An 18,648-nucleotide genomic window follows, 5' to 3' on the forward strand; every position below is an offset into this window, starting at 1 on the left:
GTTCATTCTCCCTCTCTTGATAAAGCGTTTCTGACCGTTTCAACAAATTTTTGCGCTGTTTCCCTAATTACATCAAATCTCTCTTCTTCAATAGCCCGTTTATCTAATAAAGCGCTTCCTACCCCTACAGCGACCACACCGTTGCGGATAAACTCCGCCGCATTATCCAACGTTACACCACCTGTCGGCATCAGTGGAATATGTTCCAGCGGACCGCTTAGCTCCTTAAAATATTTCGGGCCTAAAGAACCGGCTGGAAATACTTTCAACAGGTCAGCTCCCATTTGATACGCCTTAACGATTTCCGTCGGGGTCATCACGCCAGGAATAGAGATTTTCCCGTATCGATTGGTTAAAGAGACCATTTCTTGATCGAAAATAGGCGAAAAAATGAAGTCTGAACCAGCTTCTATCGCCCGTTTGGCTGTCTCCGCATCGAGGACAGTCCCCGCGCCAACGATCGCCTTGTCTCCGAACGTTTCCTTCAGTGCAGCGATCATCTCAAAACTGCCAGGGCTATCCACCGTCACTTCGAGCACCTCGACTCCCCCGTCGATAAGAGCCTCAGCAATCTGAAAAATTTGCGACCGTTTCGGTTTTCGAATTACCGCGACCAATTTAGATTGCTTCAGCCGGTTTAAATGCTCAAGCTTATCCATACTTGTCTCTCCCCCTTTATCGTTTTACATCTCGTTGGTACGCGGCACCTTGCAAAAATTCATCGAGTTCTTCTCTAGTTGGCAACCCTTCAACATCTCCATTCGTCCCCACCACGATCGCACCGACTGCATTCCCTCGCCTAACCGCCTCAGAGATTGGCACGTTCTGCAAAAGTCCACTAATAACCCCAGCAGCGAAGCCGTCGCCCGCTCCCACCGGATCCACGATCTGTGTCACAGCAAATCCTTTGACATATCCTTCTTCGCAGCCAAACTGATAATACGCCCCACGCTCTCCCAGCTTAATGATGACCAGTTTTTCCTCTCCAAAAAAACGGGCAATATCCTCGGGGGTATTTCGACCGGACAGCAATTCTCCTTCATCAAGACCCGGCAAGATAATATCTGCCTCTGCCGCGATTTCCATAAGCACCTGTCTTGCCTTTTCAATCGTCCATAGCTTCAGTCGAATGTTCGGGTCAAACACAATTTTGACACGATGCCGTTTCGCTATTTCTATAGCTTTGAACACCGTCTCTCGGCACGACGTGCTGAGGGCGGGGGTAATTCCCGTAATATGAAGAAACTTTGCATTGGCGATATACTCTTCATCCAAGTCGTCAGGAGACAGCAAACTAGCTGCCGAGTTCCTGCGATAATAATAGACTTTTATATTCGAAGGCGAACGTTTCTCTTTAAAGAAAATCCCTGTTGGAGCTTCATCCGTATAAATGCATCGGGATGTATCAACTCCCTCGCCCCTCACAAATTTATGGATATACCTTCCAAACGGGTCATTTCCTAACTTGCTAAACCAGCCGACGGAATGGCCGAGTCTTTGTAACCCGATGGCGACGTTCGATTCAGCTCCCCCAATTTGTTTCGAAAAATGACTGCTGTACTCAAGCGGAGTCATGGCTTCGGATGTAAATAAGACCATCGTTTCTCCAAATGTGACGACGTCGAGCGTTTTCATGATGAGCCCTCCAAGCGTTTGCTTTCATCATCGACCGAAACATCGGTTTAAAATGTCGGTCCAATTCTCCAAATACCAAAGTCGTGCTGTTTTAAGATCTCAGATTTGGTCAGCTTTCCCGAGGCAGTAAGGAGCAATTCATCGAAAATTCTCCTCCCTACGGATTCAAGCGACTCTTTTCCTTCGATAATTGTGCCAGCATTGACATCCATATTTTCCCTCATCCGCTCAAACGTTGGGGTATTCGTAGCGATTTTGATTACCGGTGCAATCGGCGATCCGGTTGGCGTGCCGCGCCCACTCGTAAACAATACGATCTGCGCCCCGCCAGCAACCATTCCTGTCAGCTGCTCAATATCATGCCCCGGAGTGTCCATCCAAACGAGCCCTTTTTTTGTCGGACGCTCAGCATAATTGATCAGCTCTTGCAAAGGTCTCGTTCCAGCTTTGGCTGCTGCTCCAAGCGATTTTTCTTCGAGAGTGGTGAGTCCCCCCTTTCGGTTTCCAGGGCTTGGATTCCCAGTGCGGATGTCCACTCCCATCATAATGGCCCGTTTCTCCATGGCTTCAATGACTTCATAGACCCTTTTCGCCACTCGATCATTAACGGCACGGCTGGCTAAAAGGTGTTCGGCTCCAATCAGTTCAGTCGTTTCCGCTAAAACGACCGTTCCCCCTCTATCGACAATCATGTCGCTGACATACCCAACCGCCGGGTTAGCGGAAAGACCGGAGCATGCATCGGATCCACCGCACTCCGTTCCAACAATCAATTCGCTGACATCAAACGGCTCGCGCATGACTGTTGAAGCGTCTTGCACCATTTTCGTGGCGATTCTCGCCGCTTCGGCAATCGCCCCGAGTGTTCCACCATGATCTTGAATAGATACAAGCTCAACCGGCTTGCCGCTTTTTGCAATTTCTTGAGCCACGCTTCTTCCTTGATGGGTTTCACAGCCAAGCCCCATCACCACGACGCCATATACGTTCGGATTTGTTCCCATGCCGACATACGTACGGAACGTCTGTTCATAATCCACTCCTACTTGGGCGCATCCGTGCTGATGAATGAAAGTGACCGTGCCATGGACCAGCTCCGTCACTTGTCTTGCCGCCTGAGTAGCACACACAATGGTCGGTAAAATGAGCACATGGTTTCGAACTCCCACCCGTCCATCAGGACGTCTATACCCCCAAAATTGAGCGTTTTCCATGCTTTCGATCTCCCCTTCCCCTTTTTCCTTCCACGTTATGGACGTGAACGTGCTCTCCTTCGGCAATATCATTCGAAGCAACCCCGATTACTTCCCCATACTTTAAAACATCTTCTCCTTGTTTGATTGGCACAATGGCAAACTTGTGCCCAAACTCAATAGGTTGCTTTATGGTGATGTCCTGTTCCCGGTTTTGATAGGTAATTTTTACGACGCTTCCAGCTGGAATAAAATCCAAGGCAGTGGCGACGTTGTCTTTTGGGTTTAAGATTACGAAACGATAGGGCGACATTGTATCCCTCCCTCTAGAAATGTTGATCTATCAAGGCTCCTTTCCTACTTAGACCTTGGCATTTTGCACGCCTGTCACTGGAACGCCTAACCCTTCAGCGCCTAATTTTGACGTAACCGCTTCCGGATAATATTGTTCAACGATCCGCATTCCTAGCGCCGCCCGACGCACTCGTTCCCGACATAATTCAATGTTCACCGATTCCAAGTGTTTCCCGGATGGATAGACGTCTGGATGGTTGCGCAAACCGAACTTAATATAAACAGGCGCCAAAATACGGATGATCTCAGGGATCTCATAATGTCTAATGAATCCACCGAATCCGTCGGGTACTTCTACGTACACATCAAGAGGAAGGTTAACCGTCTGGCGGATCGCTGCCAGCTTCGGCAAAGTTAAGGCAGTCGGAACGTTATATGTGTCAGCCCCCAACTGCTCCATCAGCTTAATTGATACCGGATTTGAGGCCATCATTTGTACCGACACCTTGATGACAAAGTTTTGCGGCAATATCCCTCGATGTTTCATTTCTTTTGTTAAAAGCAACAACCCTTCATCTGCCACTAAAGCCCCTCTTACTCCTAACTGGGCTGCTCGTTTCAGGTCCTCAATAGCATAAACTAGCTGATCCATTCCTTCATGGCGAAGCCCAGCCGCTTTTCCAGAGGAAGTGAACGGCAACGCACTGATGTCCCAAGTGCCCCTCGGGCCGACGAACAGGCTGAGTTCAATCCCCCGGCTCGCGCACATTTGACACATATCGCTGATCTCCTCATCTGTCAAGAGCATGATTCCACTTCCCTGCGATACTCGGTGAATCGTGACCCCTAGACGATCCGCTTCCTCAAGCACCGCCTCAAGCGCCCGCGGCCCTTCAACGCTCGGAATCTCCACGCGATATTGTGCCCCATCGGGGAAGCGTTTGGCGGAAGTAGGAAGATCGTAACAGTCACCACCTGGATAACCTAGCGATTCAAGAAACTCTCGTGTTTCCTTCATAAACATGTTGACCACCCCTTCATTTTCTATGTAGCCATTCTGAAAACGCTCTTTTCTATTTTCTTACTTTGTTTATATGAAGATTATGTTTATTCAGAAACATATGGACACGTTCTTTCAAATCCGCGCACTCTTTTAAAGGCAGCCTCAGTGCTGTCTGCCGACCTAAAATCAACTGATGAACGGCCTCTTTAATCGCAAGAAACAGCGGTTGAGAAAGCTCGTAAATCTCCATAAGCTGCAAAATCGATGCGTTTACCCTGAACGTCTCTTCATATTGTTGGGCTTGAAAGCTCTCAAACAGCCTGACGGACAGCTCAGGACAAAACACAGCCGTACCGTTGATAGCGCCGGCAGCCCCCATTTGCAAGGATGGAAAAAGAAGATCGTCAAAAGCGGCAAACACGACGAAATCCTTTCTCTGTTCCTTAATGCGGATCAACTGGCGAATATGTCCTAGTTTCTCTGTCGTGTCTTTAATTCCAGCAATATTTTCCTGATCCAATGCGAGCCTCAACACAAGATCCGAAGACAAATCCTGCCCAGTCAGCAATGGGATATTGTAAATCAACAAAGGGATACGAATGCTTTGAGCCACGCTTATATAGTAGTCATATAGCTGGCGCTCCGTATATTTCCAATAAAACGGGTTAACAACGAGTACACCGCTCGCTCCGATCGATTCAGCATGTTGTGATAAAGAAATTGTCTCCTTTAGCGATGTCGACCCTGTGCCAATGAGAACTGGAACACGTCCATCTATGTATCGTATCATCCGCTCCGCAAAATTTTTCCTCTCTTCGGTCATCAAAGTGGAAAACTCCCCTGTGCTTCCCATATAGAGCAATCCGTGAACGCCTCGCTCAATCAAGTAGTCGGCGAGAAGATAATTTGCTTCCCAATCAAACTCGCCTTTCTCATTGAATAAGGTGACAACTGGAGGAATAATACCTTTCAAGTCATAAGACATTTTTGTTTCCCCTTTCATATATGGCAGTATAAATAATATCCTCCAAAACAAAGGCTGGCCAATGCTGTTGTAAACTCCAGCGCTTTCCCTATATTGAGACGCGCCCTGCCCAGCACAATAGGAAGCGCTAAAGCAGTAGTAAAACAAGCCATTCCAATAATGGTTCCTGCACCAAAAACCAAAATGTATAAAGCCGCGACAGCAACATTATCTACTGTTGACAAAACGAGAATGGTTAAAGCTGCACTTCCTGCTAGGCCATGTATTCCGCCAATCGCGATCGATTTAGCGTAGATCATGTTATTTACTTTATCCAAAGAAAGATAACCACTTCGTCTATTCATGGCAAACAACGAGCTTCCCCCTAAATAAACAAGCATCATCCCAACCGCGATTTCAAAACCTGATTCAATTTTCGGAGGAATTTGAAATTTGAGCACAATAACCAACAAACCAACCATAATCAAAACGAAACTATGACCTAATCCCCAACATACACCCGCTAATAAAGAACGAAACAAACTTTTGCTTTTGCTTGCAATAGTTGAAACGGCTATCACGTGATCCGGCTCGAAAGAATGCTTTATCCCCAACAACAGACCAGCTATTAACGTTGAAACGACCCCTGCCTCCATTCGTCATTCCCCTTTTATCCTTCTTCTAGCCTGTTCCGCAGCTTCTGCATAAACGTCTAAAAATGCTACCTGATGAGTGAGGGCTGCTTCCTTCACATCCTCATACTCCGGCATCTGCCTGATCACCTTTCCCTTGTGTATAGCCTGTTTAACGCGAATATTTCCGTACAATGTAGCAACGGTCACAACGTCTCTTTCTAAAACCTCTCGCACCCAGATATCTTTTCGAATGCCAAGAGTCGTTGTCTCTTTCAGCATAAATTGCTCGCACTGCTCTACATGAGTTGCTGAAGTCAAAACCGTCAAAAGAACACCGGGACGGTTTTTCTTCATAAAAACAGGAGTATAAAATACATCAAGCGCTCCTTTTTGAAAGAGCCCATCCATCACATATCCAAGCGCTTCTCCTGGCATATCGTCCAGCTGACACTCAAGAATATAAACCGTCTCTTCTTTCGAATGGGATAACGGCAGACTATCCAATCTTGTATGAATCCTCTCCCCGATTACTACCCGCAACACGTTTGGTTGATCGGGCAAGTCACGTGTTCCAGCACCGTATCCAACTGCTGATATTTTCATTGATGGAATTGGTCCGTATGAATTCACTTGACTTTTGATAATCCCAGCCCCAGTCGGAGTCGTCAATTCAAACGGCAAATGGTTAGAAATGACTGGCACGCCCTGAAGAATTTCTAACGTTGCCGGGGCTGGAATGGGATATATGCCATGTGCACAACGAATGGATCCGTATCCTAACGGGACAGGTGCAGAAACAATATAGTCGACATGAAGTTCCGTGAGTGCAATCGCTGTAGCGACAATGTCAACAATAGAGTCAACAGCTCCAACCTCGTGAAAATGAACTTTTTCAATGGGAATGCCATGGATTTTTGCCTCTGCAACAGCAATACAATGAAAAATTTGTTCGCTTCGTTTTTTGACTTCCACGTTTAATTCCGAACGCTCAATCATATCGACAATATCTGAATAATGCCTATGAGCATGATGTCTTTCATGATCATGACTATCCTCGATGTTCTCTAGCATAATGACATCGAATTTCGTAGCAGAAATCCCTTTTTTCATCACCTTGCCCCATTGCAATTGATAACCTGACAGAGGTAATTTTTTCAGTTCCACCTCAATTTTCTCCGGTGGCACGCCCGCATCCACGAGAGCGCCCACCATCATATCGCCGCTGATTCCGGAAAAACAGTCCAAGTACAAAATCTTCATTTTTCTTCTCTCCCTAACGTTTTGGCCTCAGCAACAGCCTGCTCAATAACGGCCATGACTGTAGCAGCATAATACCCCGCACCAAACCCGTTATCAATATTCACGACGGAAACACCGCTTGCACATGAATTCAACATAGTAAGCAAAGCTGAGAGCCCTCGAAAGTTTGCACCATATCCAACACTTGTAGGAACAGCGATAACCGGTTTGGAAACAAGTCCACCGACCACACTCGCGAGTGCTCCTTCCATCCCAGCAACTACAATGACGACACGGGAACGTTCAATCATCTCGATTTTGTCGAGTAATCGGTGAATACCCGCAACGCCTACATCATATATTCGCTTTACTTCGCACCCTAATAACTCAGCCGTTACCGCCGCCTCTTCAGCAACAGAAAAATCTGATGTCCCCGCGCTAACAACCGCTATATAACCTGGTTTTTTTATTTCGACATAATCATGAGAAATCCAATAAAAAATATTGCAATCATTCCGATACTCAAAATGTTCCGTTGGATAACGTTCCTTGAGGTTGGCCGTCAGGTAAGAAGCTTTCTCTTGATCAACGCGTGTAGCAACCACCTTTTTATGAAATCTCATTAATCGTTCAAAAATACCAAGTAAATGCTCCCTTGATTTCCCTTCTCCAAAAATGATCTCCGGAAATCCTTTTCTTCGCTCCCGCTGAATATCTAATGTGGCATATCCGAGATGATCATAGGAGGCTAGGGTTCGATATGCTTCCTCTACCGAAATGCTCCCTTCTTTTAACTTGTTCAGCGTTTCTTTTATAACCTCGCTCATTTCACCATTCCCTTTTCTAACATCTCATTCATACTTCCAGATTTATATCCTCTAAGATCAAGGGTCACATATAAAAAACCTAACTCTTTCAACTTGTTATAAATCGTTTGACGATGCCTGATCACCATTTCCATCTCTTCAGGCAACACTTCGATTCTCGCTATTTCTCCATGGTGACGAACACGAATCTGACGGAAGCCGAGATTGAAAAGGAATTCTTCAGACTGGTCCAGTTGCTCGATTTTCTCTTTTGTAATTTTTTGTCCATAAGGAATGCGAGAAGATAAACAAGCGAACGACGGTTTATCCCATGTTTCCAGGCCCATTTCTTTCGATAAAATTCGAATCTCTTTCTTGTATAGCTCCGCTTCTTGAAGAGGACTCCGAACCCCGAGCTGCCTAGCCGCCTGAAGCCCTGGACGATATTCCCCTAGATCATCCATGTTGGAGCCATCAACAACAGTGTAAGTCTCACTATATTTTCTAGCTAATTCTCCTAAATGGGTGTATAAATTGTTTTTGCAGTGGAAACAGCGATAAAGATCATTTTTGACAAAGTCCTCATTCTTGAGTTCATTAATTTGAATTTTTATATGTTTAACCCCTATTTGCTCCGCCAGTTTAGTTGCATGTTGCACTTCACGAGTTGGAAATGTTTCCGAAACAGCAGTCACGGCAAGCACCTGATCGCCCAGTACCTCTTTTGCCATTGCCAATAAAAACGTGCTATCTACCCCGCCGGAAAAAGCAACTAATACATTTCCCATTCCCTTAAGAATATGGATGAGCTGCTCTCTCTTCTGCAATAAATGTTTCTCCAACCCACTCTCCCCCTTTCCGTTGTCATTGTCCATAAAACTATTCGGTGAGAAGGTGTCCCCTAGTAATGGGACACCTATGTGCTATTCTGTAAAACCTATTGCTTAATTAGGCTTTCACAAATACAGTTTTGATTGTTGTGAAAAACTCAATGGCCGCCTGTCCTTGTTCCCGAGAATGTGAGCTTGATTGCTTCATTCCGCCAAACGGTGCTTGGTACTCAACCCCCGCTGTTTCTGCGTTGACTTTGACCATTCCCGCCTCAATATCCTTAATGAAGTCAAGAATATTCCCAATGTTTTTCGTATAGATCGAGGCGCTCAGCCCATATTCTGTATCGTTGGCCAATTCAATCGCCTCCTCAATGCTGTCGACTGGAATCAACACCAATACTGGGCCAAAGATTTCTTCGCGGGCAATCGTCATTTGAAGGTCGACCTCTTCAAAAATCGTCGGCTCGACGTAAAAACCATTGGCCAGTTCGCCTTCTGTACATCTATTGCCTCCATAAATCAATTTGGCGCCTTCAGCTTTTCCCTTTTCAATATAGGATAAAACCGTATTAAGCTGCGATTCACTGGCGCATGGCCCCATCCACGTTTCAGCATCCATGCCATTCCCGATTTTCAGCTGTTTCACCCGTTCAAGAAGTTTTTCTTTAAACGGTTCGTACACTTCCCGCTCAATAAAAACGCGGCTTGTGGCTGTACATTTTTGCCCCGTTGAGCGCAAACCACCGCTGATCGTCCCCTCAACAGCGAGATCCAAATCGGCGTCTTTGGCCACAATAACCGGGTTTTTCCCCCCCATCTCGAGCTGGTATTTGGCCCCGCGCTCAAATGCCGCTCTTCCGACTTGTTTTCCAACCGTGTTGGAGCCGGTAAAGGTGACGCCATCAACATCTGGATGGTTCGCGATCCCTTGACCAATGACGGATCCAGAACCGCACACCATATTGACGACCCCTTTCGGGAAGCCCGCTTCATGGAAGCATTCAATCACTTTCGCCGCTGTCACAGCTGTTTCGCTTGCCGGTTTGAGCACGACCGTATTTCCGTACACAAGCGCCGGCGCCATTTTCCAAATCGGAATCGCGACGGGGAAATTCCACGGTGAAATGACGCCAACCACACCAAGCGGAACGCGGGTTGTGAACATGAGCCCTCCACTGTCGCTCGATGGGATGACATCGCCAATTTTCCGCGCTCCTTCACCCGCATAGTAACGCAATATATGAACGCCCCTCATCGTCTCCGCTTTTGCCTCGGCCAAAGTTTTTCCCATTTCTCTTGTCATCGTTTCGGCAATGTCCTCAAGGCGCTGCTCTAAAAGAAGCGCCGCTTTATACAAGTACTCTCCTCTCTCGATCCCAGATCGCTTCCACCACGATTTCTGCGCCTGTTTGGCCGCAGCTACAGCCGCGTTTAAATCTTCCAGTGTCGAGCGCGGAACATACCCGACAATGTCATTTCGATTTGCTGGATTGATGCTCGGTTCGACGTTCTTGCTCACCGAACCGACCCAACTACCATCAATGTAGTTTAAATACGTTTTGATTTCTGTTTGCACAGCCATCTTTTCTCCCACTCCCTCTTTTATTTATTAGCAATAGTTTGTTTTACCGGCGATTTTACTGGATTGGATAACACCCCGATCTCAGGAACCTCAATTTCAATTCGATCCCCGTCTTCAAGCGTGAACTGATTCGGTGGAACAATGCATGTTCCTGTCAATAATACTGTGCCGTCAAACACCTTATTGTCGCGAAGCAAGAAAGACACTAACTCATCGTATCTTCTTTTCAACTGTCTTGTATTGGCACTTTCCTCAACAACAAGTTGGTCGTTGCGGTAAATGCGACAAATAATTTGCAAGTTATATGGGTCTTCCACTGTCTCCGCTAATCGGATCGCCGGTCCAATGGCGCACGAATGTTTCCATATTTTTGCCTGCGGTAAGTATAATGGATTTTCTCCCTCGATGTCTCGGCAACTCATGTCGTTTCCAATCGTATATCCTACGATTTCCCCTTCTCCGGTGATCACCAATCCGAGTTCGGGCTCAGGGATTTGCCAATTTGAGTCGCTGCGCAAATAAACGGGGGCATTCGGGCCTACTGTACGGGCAGCAGTAGATTTAAGGAAGATTTCCGGCCTTTCTGCATGGTAAACCCGGTCATAGCACGTCTCTTGACCGTCTATTTTTTCAGATGTTTCGTAGTTCCTCGCATCCCGACTTTTCTCATACGTGACTCCGGAAGCCCATACTTCAGGAGCGACGATGGGAACGAGAAGATGCAATTCGGCTAATTCTTTTTTCACCCCCTGTTTCCCACTGATTATGGTTTGAATGTAGCAAAAAACGGACAGTTGATTCTTCTTGGCCTCGCGGACGACATCCATTAAATCGGCAAATGGCAGTGGATATATAGTACGATCGTCCGTCATGGCAGCCAATACAACGTGCGAATCTTCAATATAGCGGATAATTCTCATAGTCCTCTCCCCTATCGTTTTATATTAAAAAACTAGGTTTTATCATATTGTCAAAAAGAAATCGCACAGTTTAGACAGAGAGATGTCCGTGCTGAACGTATCCCATTTCTCGTGAAATTTGTTCAGCAGCGCTTTGAAGCAGACGAATTTCCGTATTAAGGACAAGATCGTCCACTTTAGCGGAAGGCTGGGATATGCTGATCGCTGCAATGACATTCCCTGAATGGTCACGGACAGGAACAGCGACGCATGTGATGCCCGGCTCGTTTTCCTCTCTGTCTAAAGCATAACCGTTGCTTCGCACCCGCTCGAGCTCCTGAAGAAATTCCTCCTCGCTTGCAATGGTATTGGCGGTATGTCGTTTATACACATACCCTCGCAAAAGTTCTTTCAACTCTTTCTCGCTTTTGAAGGCGACGAGCGCTTTCCCGACCGCACTGCTGTGAATCGGAACCCTCCGTCCAATTCTTGAATACAATACCGTCCCCGATGTTCCTTCGACTTTATCGATATAGATTCCTTCTTTACCATCAAGAATTACTAAATGGACCGTGTTCCCCGTTTTGATAGAAAGATCAATCAAATGCTTTTTGGAAACAGAGCGAATATCGAGATGACGGATGACTAAATTCCCGCGTTCAAACAACTTCATCCCGAGTCGATATTTACCATTTTCTGGATTTTGTTCAATATAATGGTGGTGTTGCAACGTTTTCAACAGTGAATGCACCGTGCTTTTATGAAGCTGCATCCGTTCGCTGATATCGGTAATTTTAAGCTCTGTCTCATACTCGTCAAATAAATCTAAAATACGGAGAGCACGGTCCACAGCTTGAATCAATGGCAATGCCTTCACCCTCTTCTCTAGAAGTTTTCTGCATCATGTTAGGAAATCAGCTATAGTTCTATTATAATACGTGAGGGTGAAAAGCACGAATCCCTTTGGTCCACCCTTTATATTTTTTTTACTGTCGGAAGAACGACATCCTTTTTGTAATCATATACCGCCTCTTCGGCAATATGGAGCGGGACAACCCCATGGGCAGCATCGGTATGCCCGATCAACCGGTTGCTCGCCGCGATGCGCCGTTGCCGTTGGCGCATGTTGGCCATGCGTTGATTGGCTATTTCCGCTCTCTCTTGTTTCACACTTTCAAACTCGAATACCAGCTTTCCATTTTGGAACAACCATTCATTCACGAATTCAATTTTCCGCTCGCGAAGCCCGATATATAAAAGATCGCCTGTTTTCAAGTACAAAATTCCCCCGCCGCGGATGGCCTCAGGAGTCATATGTCCGATGGCCGCTCCGTATGTGACGCCTGAATATCGTCCATCACTAATCAAAGTCGCGATCCGTTTCAATTGCCGATTTGCGTTAATATGTTGCATCGGGGTAAACATCTCCGGCATTCCGAACGCCTCCGGCCCTTGGCCGGCAATAACCACTGCAATTTTCAACACACCTTCTTTGGCCATTGCATCAAACAAATCATCATATTCTCGGTCTTTCCATTCGTCAAACAAGTGCGGAGCATTGTGCTGCAATGCAGCCAATAAGCTTTGATGTCGGAAACAACGGCTGTGCTTTAGCTTTTCCAACAAGTGAACATCAAGCAGCCCTTGATTCGCCTCATCCTCGTTTTCGTAATACAAGACAAAGGCCACTTTCTTGTCAAACTCATCGATTTGCTTTGTCGACATACCGCTGATTTTGACAACCGCACTTTCAAAGAAGTTCCCCGACAAAACATCAACACCACTGAATGGTCGTCTCGGCTTGGATAAGATGATTGGATTGTTTTTGACGTTTTCAGCGGGCAACTGTTCCTGATTGACAGAAAGTCTTTCTCTCCACGTCGTCCCCGTAACGGTCGGGGCATCGACATCCATCGGCACCCCATTGCTTAGTAATTCGTGGAATACCGTTTCCATCCCTCTGATTTTCCCGCTGCAACATTGAATCGCTAATGCAAAAATGTCTCGTCCTTCCGTTAAACTGTAATCAAATAAATCGGGCACCGGCACTTCATGATGGATATTGTCATACTCCCATAAGTCAAATTGATATCCACCATAAAGCATCGCCGCAACAATATGCATCATAATGTTTGTCGATCCACCGGTAGCGCTGTGAATGCGAATCGCGTTTTTAATGTTCGCCGCCATAATATTGGCTACCCCGTACACCGGATCATTCATTAAAAGCGCCAAGCTATCTAAGGCAGCATTAACTTGCTCCTGCGTCGGCGGGGCGGTCAATAATTCCAAGGCAGGATGAATTAATCCTAACCCAGCAATCAAATGCCGCGAACTGTTGCCAGTCCCATTAAAAGCGCACACTCCTCCTTGGCTGTCGCATGTCGCTACGGCTAGCCGTTTTTCATAGTCTTCGTGTTGTTCTTTTGTGATAATTCCTTTCCCTCTCGCCCGTTCGAGAACTCCTTGAAAAGCCGTATTAGAAGAACACTGCAAAATGTACGATAATGCATCCCGCAAATCGTAGGCAATATCTTCTTCACCTGCCAACTCCGCTCTACGGGCAACCTCCTCCAGTTCGGCATATAACTTAGGAGGAATCGTTCCTCCTTTTAACACATGTGCGGGTGCAAACGTAGCGAAGAAAGGCGGCTCTCCCCGCTCCCGACGAACGCGGTCAAGGTGTGCCAACGCGCTGACTACTCCAAGCGGTTGCTTGTCGCATCCTTGGATGACAAACGCTCCGTGATAGCTGTGCGCTTCCAGCTGGTTGACGATCATTTGTGCTACGGCGTTGCGGCTTTGCAACGAATAACTCATCCCTTGGTTGCTCTGCGCCGTTCCATCACACATCACCGGTGTTGAAAACTGAAACGGCACACCTCCGTTTTGCCAAATGCGAATCGCTGCTCGAGCGATCGTCTGATAATCCATAATGTGCGCCGGGTGGTCTGATGAGCCACCGATAATCGCAATCCGCGGAGCGTTATGGTGCAACCGATCGTAAATTTCCTCGAGCGTCCAATCTGGTTGCATCCCCTTTAACTCGGAACCTAAAATTTGCTTCGAACGGTCAAGCAGCCCAGCGACACATATCGGCTCATTAGCCTTTCCTTGCACATTATCCCGGTATGGGTTGACCTGGCTTTCAATTCGTGGATAAACAACCGCTGGCATTATGAATCTCCCCTCATCCCCATGTTTGTTCGTTTGAAAAATCCATCTCCATCGGCGCCGACAAAATCTCTATCCCTTCTGTTTGGCGCGCTTCATCTAAAAGACTTTCGGAAATCCAAATTTCTCGAAGCGCCAGCGTATTTTTGATTCTGACCATTCTCACCTTTTTGAGATCAAACGCATTGCATGTTTTGATCGCTGCTTTCACCGCCAGCTCTTCTGTTTCCAAAAACATCGGCAATTTGACAACAGAAACGACAGTGCTTGTCAAGGCGTTTGCAAAACCTTTTTCCCAAATGATCTGTTCTTTCACTTTCTTTGTTGTAATATCAGCTAAGCCGATTCCATTAGCATTGCCATCCGTTTTTTCTGACAGACCCAGCACGACGATTCGTGTGACGTCCGGACCGCCGCTCGCATAAGGGGTCGCGTACCTTCCTGTAATGTTCGGGTCCATCCCGTCACCGGAAATATCTTTTCCAATTTCATCGACGACAAGCACATCAATTGGGTTAAACATGATTCTCGGCATGAGCGATTTCGCCTCAACCAACAGTTCAGGTTCCACCGTTTCAAACTGCTCGGCTGGCACTGCTACAATTTTGGCGGGACGGTCGTAGGCATTTTCTAACACAGCGACACCGAAAATAATCGGCGCTTGTTGAATCACAATCTTCGCCATATCGACTACGTGCCGGGCCATGTATTTGAAACTGTACTGATGGGCTGCTTCCGCCCCTTTTTGCTTGCCGAGCCCGATCGTAATCATTTTCATTAATCCGCTTTCCACCAGTCCGCGAAACGCCGTATGGGGCTTAACTCGATTGATGACAATGATTTTGTCTGCCTCATAAGCGAGTTTGTCTATGTAGACCGGCAATCCGTTGTCCAGCCTCCCCACTTCAACAACATCCATATTCGAGTGAATCGGCGCCCCGACAAATTCTTCTGTTACCCCTAAATGAGCGAGTACCTCTTTCTGTCCTTCCGCTGTCGCCCCTCCATGGCTTCCCATCGCCGGCACGATAAACGGGATGCCCCCCGCTTGCTTTACCGCATTTACGACTTCCCGGACAATCACCGAGATATCGGCAATGCCCCGGCTTCCAACAGCGATAGCGACTTGGTCGCCCGGGGAAATCCGTTCCAAAACACCTGCTTGGTTGATGCTTTGATGAACTGCTTTAGGGACATCGGCAATTTCCGGGGCGTAAAAATTTTGCCTTACCTTTATCATTTTAGGAATGGGAATATTTTTGAGCATATCATTAATGATTTTCATCTGTATCTTCCCTCGATCTCTAATTGATCGCTTAATCCTCAGTGCATTTCGGAAGGAAGAGGGCAAACGCTCATTGCCCCCTCCTCTCAACTGTCGGCCTATTGTTTTCACTGCCGTACTTTATCTAATTCGCTGTAAAGTTCATTCACAAGATCTTCACCAAATTCTTTCGCGTATTTCTCAACGACAGGTTTAATGATTTCAGCCATTTTTTCACGTTCTTGATCGCTGACTTCATTGATGTTTATACCTGTCTTTTTCAACTCTTCCAATGCCTTTTGATCTTCTTCCCGACTCAGTTGACGTTGATATTTTCCGGCTTCAACCGCAGCGTCCTGCAAAATCTTTTGTTCTTCAGGTGATAACTGATCCCAAAACTTCTTGCTGACAAGGAACACGAATGGAGTGTAAACGTGCTTGGTCAAGCTCAAATATTTTTGTACTTCGTAAAACTTATTTGACTTAATCGTTGCCAATGGATTTTCCTGACCATCAATTGTGTTGCTTTCCAACGCTGTGAACACTTCCGAGAAAGGCATTGGCGTCGGATTGGCGCCGAGCGCTTTAAACGCATCAATATGCACTTCATTTTGCATCGTCCGCAACTTTAATCCTTTAAAATCGTCGGCTGTCTTGATGGCATGTTTGCTGTTTGTTACGTGCCGGAATCCGTTTTCCCAGTAGCCAAGTCCAATCAGCCCATGTTCCGGCAACTTTTCCAATAATTTTTTACCGATTGGCCCGTCTAAAATGGCGTCAGCTTCTTCAGGTGTATTAAAGAGGAACGGAAAATCGAAAATACCAAACTCTTTGATCATCCCAACAAGCGGTGAAGTCGATGGGATCGTAATCTCTTGCGTTCCGCCTTGGAGCGCTTCTGTCATCTTTAAGTCATCGCCTAAAGTAGCACTGAAGTATGTTTGAACTTTCATTTTGCCGCCGCTTTTTTCCTCAACAATCTCTTTGAACTTGAGCAACCCTTGACCTTGCGGATGATCTTCGTTTAGGCCAATCCCGGCTTTAATCACTCGTGGTTGAATTCCTTTCGATTCGGTCTTGTCGGTATTTCCCCCTTGAGTCGTCCCTGAACTGCACGCGGTCAGGAAAAGCAAGCCCATAGCTATGCAGCCGGTCATGATCTTTCTGATCACATTTCTTTTTTTCATAGCCCTCGCAACCCCCTTAATATTTAATAGGAATATTCATCAACTGCCCGTAAACCATCCGAGCGGCACAGTCACAAGAGACGGGAAGAAAATCAACAAAAGCAACAGAAGCGTCTCCACAAGCAAAAACGGCCAAACCCCTTTCATAATGTCTTCCATGTTGATTTTCGCCACCCCACAGGCGACGTTCAGCACTGTGCCGACCGGCGGCGTGAGCAGCCCGATGCAGTTGTTTAGGATAAACAGAACCCCGAAGTACACCGGGTCGATTCCCGCTTTTTGAATAATCGGCATCAACACCGGCGTCAAAATGAGCACCGTCGGCGTCAAATCCATCGCCGTTCCGACCAACAGCACCAACGCGTTAATGGCCAAAAGCAGCGCCAACGGATGATCGATAAACGGCGCAAGCACATCTGTAACGATCGCCGGAATGTTGGCGACCGTAATGAGCCAGGCCGACACCATGGCCGCCGCCACCAAAAACATGACGACGCTTGTCGTTTTCGCCGCGGCCACGAGCACGTGGAACAAGTCTTTCACCTTCAGCTCACGGTAAATACACAAGCCGACAATCAAGGCGTAAAACGCGGCCACCACCGCCGCCTCGGTCGGCGTAAACACCCCTCCGCGCAGCCCGCCGACAATGATCACCGGCAGCAGCAGCGCCCAAAATGCCTCGCGGGTCGCCCGCCAAATGTCTTTCGCCGATTGGCGCGGAAGCACGTCCACTTGATCTCTCCGGGTCACCCACCACCAACAGAGGGCCAGTGAAATTCCAAGCAGAATCCCCGGAACAATGCCGGCCATAAACAGTTTCGTAATCGACACGCCGCTCGTCACCCCAAAGATGATCATCGGGATGCTCGGCGGAATGATCGGCGCGATAATGCCGCCGGCGGCGATGAGGCCAGCCGACCGGTTGCGGTTGTATCCAGCTTTCACCATCATCGGGATGAGAATGGCCCCAAGCGCCGCCGTATCGGCCACCGCCGACCCCGACAAACCGGCAAACAGCACGCTTGCGATGATCGCCACATATCCGAGCCCGCCGCGGATATGGCCGACAAGCGCCATGGCAAAGCGGATGATCCGCTTCGAAATGCCGCCGGCGTTCATCAGCTCCCCAGCGAGCATAAAGAACGGAATCGCCATCAGAGGAAAGCTGTCCGCGCCGTTGATTAAATTTTGCGCGATGATTTGCGTATCAAAAATATTCAAGTAAAACATGAGAGCAACGCCGCTGACAAGCAGCGCAAACGCGATCGGCATCCCGAGCGCCATCACGCCAAGGAGCGATCCGATAAACACGACTAACGCCATCTACCGTTCACCTCCCGCGGCGCCTTGCTTTCGCCCGAGCGCCAGTTCTGTCGCTTCGTGTTGCACTGGAGCGGCCGCCATGATTGCTTCTTCGGATTCTTTCATTCTCGTCAACTCGTCAATCGCCCCGGTGCGAAACAGCGCCTGATACAGATGAAACAAGATGATGAGGCCCATGCCGATGCTCACGACAAGCCCAGTTCCGTAGATGAACGCCATCGGCAGCCCGGTCGCCGGAGCCCGGCTTCCGACACTGCTGAGCGTAATTTTCCAGCTTCCGTCAAACAGCAAATAGAGCACGTAAAGCACGATGGCGTTGCTGATGACAAACACGATGCGCTTGACGCCGGTCGGCAGCTTTTTCACCAATGTGTCGACGCCTAGATGGTCATTGTCCTTCAAAGCACCAATGGCTCCAAGAAACGACATCCAAACGAAGAGAAAGCGCGACATTTCTTCCGACCACGTGATGCCGGAGTTAAATGCGTAGCGGAGCACGACGTTGCCAAATACTAAAATACACATGAAAGCAAGCGTCGCGGCCATCAATACATTCAGAGCGCCATCCAAAAATTTCCCTGCCTTTTTGAACAATTCTCCATCACCCTTTTGACTTT

18 protein-coding genes are annotated in these 18,648 nt (G+C 47.4%); all 18 read right to left on the minus strand.

The features are described from left to right. Window positions 1-2: 2 nt before the first annotated feature. On the minus strand, window positions 3-659 hold the full coding sequence (locus tag ABS784_RS12565) for a bifunctional 4-hydroxy-2-oxoglutarate aldolase/2-dehydro-3-deoxy-phosphogluconate aldolase (protein ID WP_013145108.1): 657 nt from the start codon (window positions 657-659) through the stop codon (window positions 3-5). 16 nt (window positions 660-675) lie between these two features. After that, window positions 676-1,635, minus strand: a complete 960-nt coding sequence (locus ABS784_RS12570; protein WP_013145107.1) for a sugar kinase — start codon at window positions 1,633-1,635, stop codon at window positions 676-678. Between the two features lie 47 nt (window positions 1,636-1,682). Continuing rightward, a complete protein-coding gene (locus ABS784_RS12575; RefSeq protein WP_096225105.1) occupies window positions 1,683-2,849 on the minus strand; it encodes a UxaA family hydrolase in 1,167 nt (388 codons plus the stop codon). Beyond that, window positions 2,821-3,141 carry a UxaA family hydrolase gene (locus tag ABS784_RS12580; RefSeq protein WP_063192768.1) on the minus strand — a complete coding sequence of 107 codons (321 nt, stop codon included), beginning with the start codon at window positions 3,139-3,141 and terminating at the stop codon, window positions 2,821-2,823. Before ABS784_RS12580 ends, ABS784_RS12575 begins: the two co-directional genes overlap by 29 nt. 48 nt (window positions 3,142-3,189) lie before the next feature. Then, window positions 3,190-4,146, minus strand: a complete 957-nt coding sequence (locus ABS784_RS12585; protein ID WP_013145105.1) for a U32 family peptidase — start codon at window positions 4,144-4,146, stop codon at window positions 3,190-3,192. A gap of 49 nt (window positions 4,147-4,195) precedes the next feature. Further along, a complete protein-coding gene (locus tag ABS784_RS12590) occupies window positions 4,196-5,110 on the minus strand; it encodes a dihydrodipicolinate synthase family protein (RefSeq protein ID WP_100659007.1) in 915 nt (304 codons plus the stop codon). A gap of 14 nt (window positions 5,111-5,124) precedes the next feature. Then, complete coding sequence (locus tag ABS784_RS12595; protein WP_063192770.1) at window positions 5,125-5,745, minus strand: urease accessory protein; 621 nt, start codon at window positions 5,743-5,745, stop codon at window positions 5,125-5,127. Window positions 5,746-5,748: 3 nt separating this feature from the next. Next, complete coding sequence (gene larC / locus ABS784_RS12600) at window positions 5,749-6,984, minus strand: nickel pincer cofactor biosynthesis protein LarC (protein ID WP_013145102.1); 1,236 nt, start codon at window positions 6,982-6,984, stop codon at window positions 5,749-5,751. Continuing rightward, complete coding sequence (gene larB / locus ABS784_RS12605) at window positions 6,981-7,790, minus strand: nickel pincer cofactor biosynthesis protein LarB (RefSeq protein WP_096225100.1); 810 nt, start codon at window positions 7,788-7,790, stop codon at window positions 6,981-6,983. Before larB ends, larC begins: the two co-directional genes overlap by 4 nt. Beyond that, window positions 7,787-8,611 carry an ATP-dependent sacrificial sulfur transferase LarE gene (gene larE, locus ABS784_RS12610; protein WP_011231451.1) on the minus strand — a complete coding sequence of 275 codons (825 nt, stop codon included), beginning with the start codon at window positions 8,609-8,611 and terminating at the stop codon, window positions 7,787-7,789. The genes larB and larE overlap by 4 nt, the downstream gene beginning before the upstream one ends. 106 nt (window positions 8,612-8,717) lie before the next feature. Then, window positions 8,718-10,184: an alpha-ketoglutaric semialdehyde dehydrogenase GucD gene (gene gucD / locus ABS784_RS12615; protein WP_013145100.1), complete on the minus strand. Its 1,467-nt coding sequence runs from the start codon at window positions 10,182-10,184 to the stop codon at window positions 8,718-8,720. 20 nt (window positions 10,185-10,204) lie between these two features. Continuing rightward, window positions 10,205-11,104, minus strand: coding sequence for a fumarylacetoacetate hydrolase family protein (locus tag ABS784_RS12620; RefSeq protein ID WP_096225098.1), 900 nt, complete (start codon window positions 11,102-11,104; stop codon window positions 10,205-10,207). 70 nt (window positions 11,105-11,174) lie between these two features. Next, a complete protein-coding gene (locus tag ABS784_RS12625) occupies window positions 11,175-11,951 on the minus strand; it encodes an IclR family transcriptional regulator (protein ID WP_063192772.1) in 777 nt (258 codons plus the stop codon). A 107-nt stretch (window positions 11,952-12,058) separates the two neighbouring features. Further along, on the minus strand, window positions 12,059-14,260 hold the full coding sequence (locus ABS784_RS12630) for a dihydroxy-acid dehydratase domain-containing protein (RefSeq protein WP_013145097.1): 2,202 nt from the start codon (window positions 14,258-14,260) through the stop codon (window positions 12,059-12,061). 13 nt (window positions 14,261-14,273) lie between these two features. After that, the gene (locus tag ABS784_RS12635; RefSeq protein ID WP_013145096.1) at window positions 14,274-15,542 is read right to left on the minus strand and encodes a nickel pincer cofactor-dependent isomerase, group 22; all 1,269 of its coding nucleotides are present in this window, start codon (window positions 15,540-15,542) and stop codon (window positions 14,274-14,276) included. Between the two features lie 107 nt (window positions 15,543-15,649). Next, window positions 15,650-16,708: a TRAP transporter substrate-binding protein gene (locus tag ABS784_RS12640; RefSeq protein ID WP_013145095.1), complete on the minus strand. Its 1,059-nt coding sequence runs from the start codon at window positions 16,706-16,708 to the stop codon at window positions 15,650-15,652. A 39-nt stretch (window positions 16,709-16,747) separates the two neighbouring features. Next, window positions 16,748-18,031 (minus strand): TRAP transporter large permease subunit, encoded by a 1,284-nt coding sequence (locus ABS784_RS12645; protein ID WP_352512694.1) that lies wholly within the window; start codon window positions 18,029-18,031, stop codon window positions 16,748-16,750. Further along, window positions 18,032-18,577, minus strand: coding sequence for a TRAP transporter small permease (locus ABS784_RS12650; protein ID WP_352512722.1), 546 nt, complete (start codon window positions 18,575-18,577; stop codon window positions 18,032-18,034). Window positions 18,578-18,648: the final 71 nt, after the last annotated feature.

It is taken from the genome of Geobacillus sp. G4, assembly GCF_040327975.1.
GTDB classification, from domain to species: Bacteria; Bacillota; Bacilli; order Bacillales; family Anoxybacillaceae; genus Geobacillus; species Geobacillus thermoleovorans.

Coding starts and splice junctions, on each gene's coding strand:
- ABS784_RS12565 (WP_013145108.1), bottom strand. CDS start 659: ATGGATAAGCTTGAGCATTTAAACCGGCTGAAGCAATCTAAATTGGTC.
- ABS784_RS12570 (WP_013145107.1), bottom strand. CDS start 1,635: ATGAAAACGCTCGACGTCGTCACATTTGGAGAAACGATGGTCTTATTT.
- ABS784_RS12575 (WP_096225105.1), bottom strand. CDS start 2,849: ATGGAAAACGCTCAATTTTGGGGGTATAGACGTCCTGATGGACGGGTG.
- ABS784_RS12580 (WP_063192768.1), bottom strand. CDS start 3,141: ATGTCGCCCTATCGTTTCGTAATCTTAAACCCAAAAGACAACGTCGCC.
- ABS784_RS12585 (WP_013145105.1), bottom strand. CDS start 4,146: ATGTTTATGAAGGAAACACGAGAGTTTCTTGAATCGCTAGGTTATCCA.
- ABS784_RS12590 (WP_100659007.1), bottom strand. CDS start 5,110: ATGTCTTATGACTTGAAAGGTATTATTCCTCCAGTTGTCACCTTATTC.
- ABS784_RS12595 (WP_063192770.1), bottom strand. CDS start 5,745: ATGGAGGCAGGGGTCGTTTCAACGTTAATAGCTGGTCTGTTGTTGGGG.
- larC (WP_013145102.1), bottom strand. CDS start 6,984: ATGAAGATTTTGTACTTGGACTGTTTTTCCGGAATCAGCGGCGATATG.
- larB (WP_096225100.1), bottom strand. CDS start 7,790: ATGAGCGAGGTTATAAAAGAAACGCTGAACAAGTTAAAAGAAGGGAGC.
- gucD (WP_013145100.1), bottom strand. CDS start 10,184: ATGGCTGTGCAAACAGAAATCAAAACGTATTTAAACTACATTGATGGT.
- ABS784_RS12620 (WP_096225098.1), bottom strand. CDS start 11,104: ATGAGAATTATCCGCTATATTGAAGATTCGCACGTTGTATTGGCTGCC.
- ABS784_RS12630 (WP_013145097.1), bottom strand. CDS start 14,260: ATGCCAGCGGTTGTTTATCCACGAATTGAAAGCCAGGTCAACCCATAC.
- ABS784_RS12635 (WP_013145096.1), bottom strand. CDS start 15,542: ATGAAAATCATTAATGATATGCTCAAAAATATTCCCATTCCTAAAATG.
- ABS784_RS12640 (WP_013145095.1), bottom strand. CDS start 16,708: ATGAAAAAAAGAAATGTGATCAGAAAGATCATGACCGGCTGCATAGCT.
- ABS784_RS12645 (WP_352512694.1), bottom strand. CDS start 18,031: ATGGCGTTAGTCGTGTTTATCGGATCGCTCCTTGGCGTGATGGCGCTC.
- ABS784_RS12650 (WP_352512722.1), bottom strand. CDS start 18,577: ATGGCCGCGACGCTTGCTTTCATGTGTATTTTAGTATTTGGCAACGTC.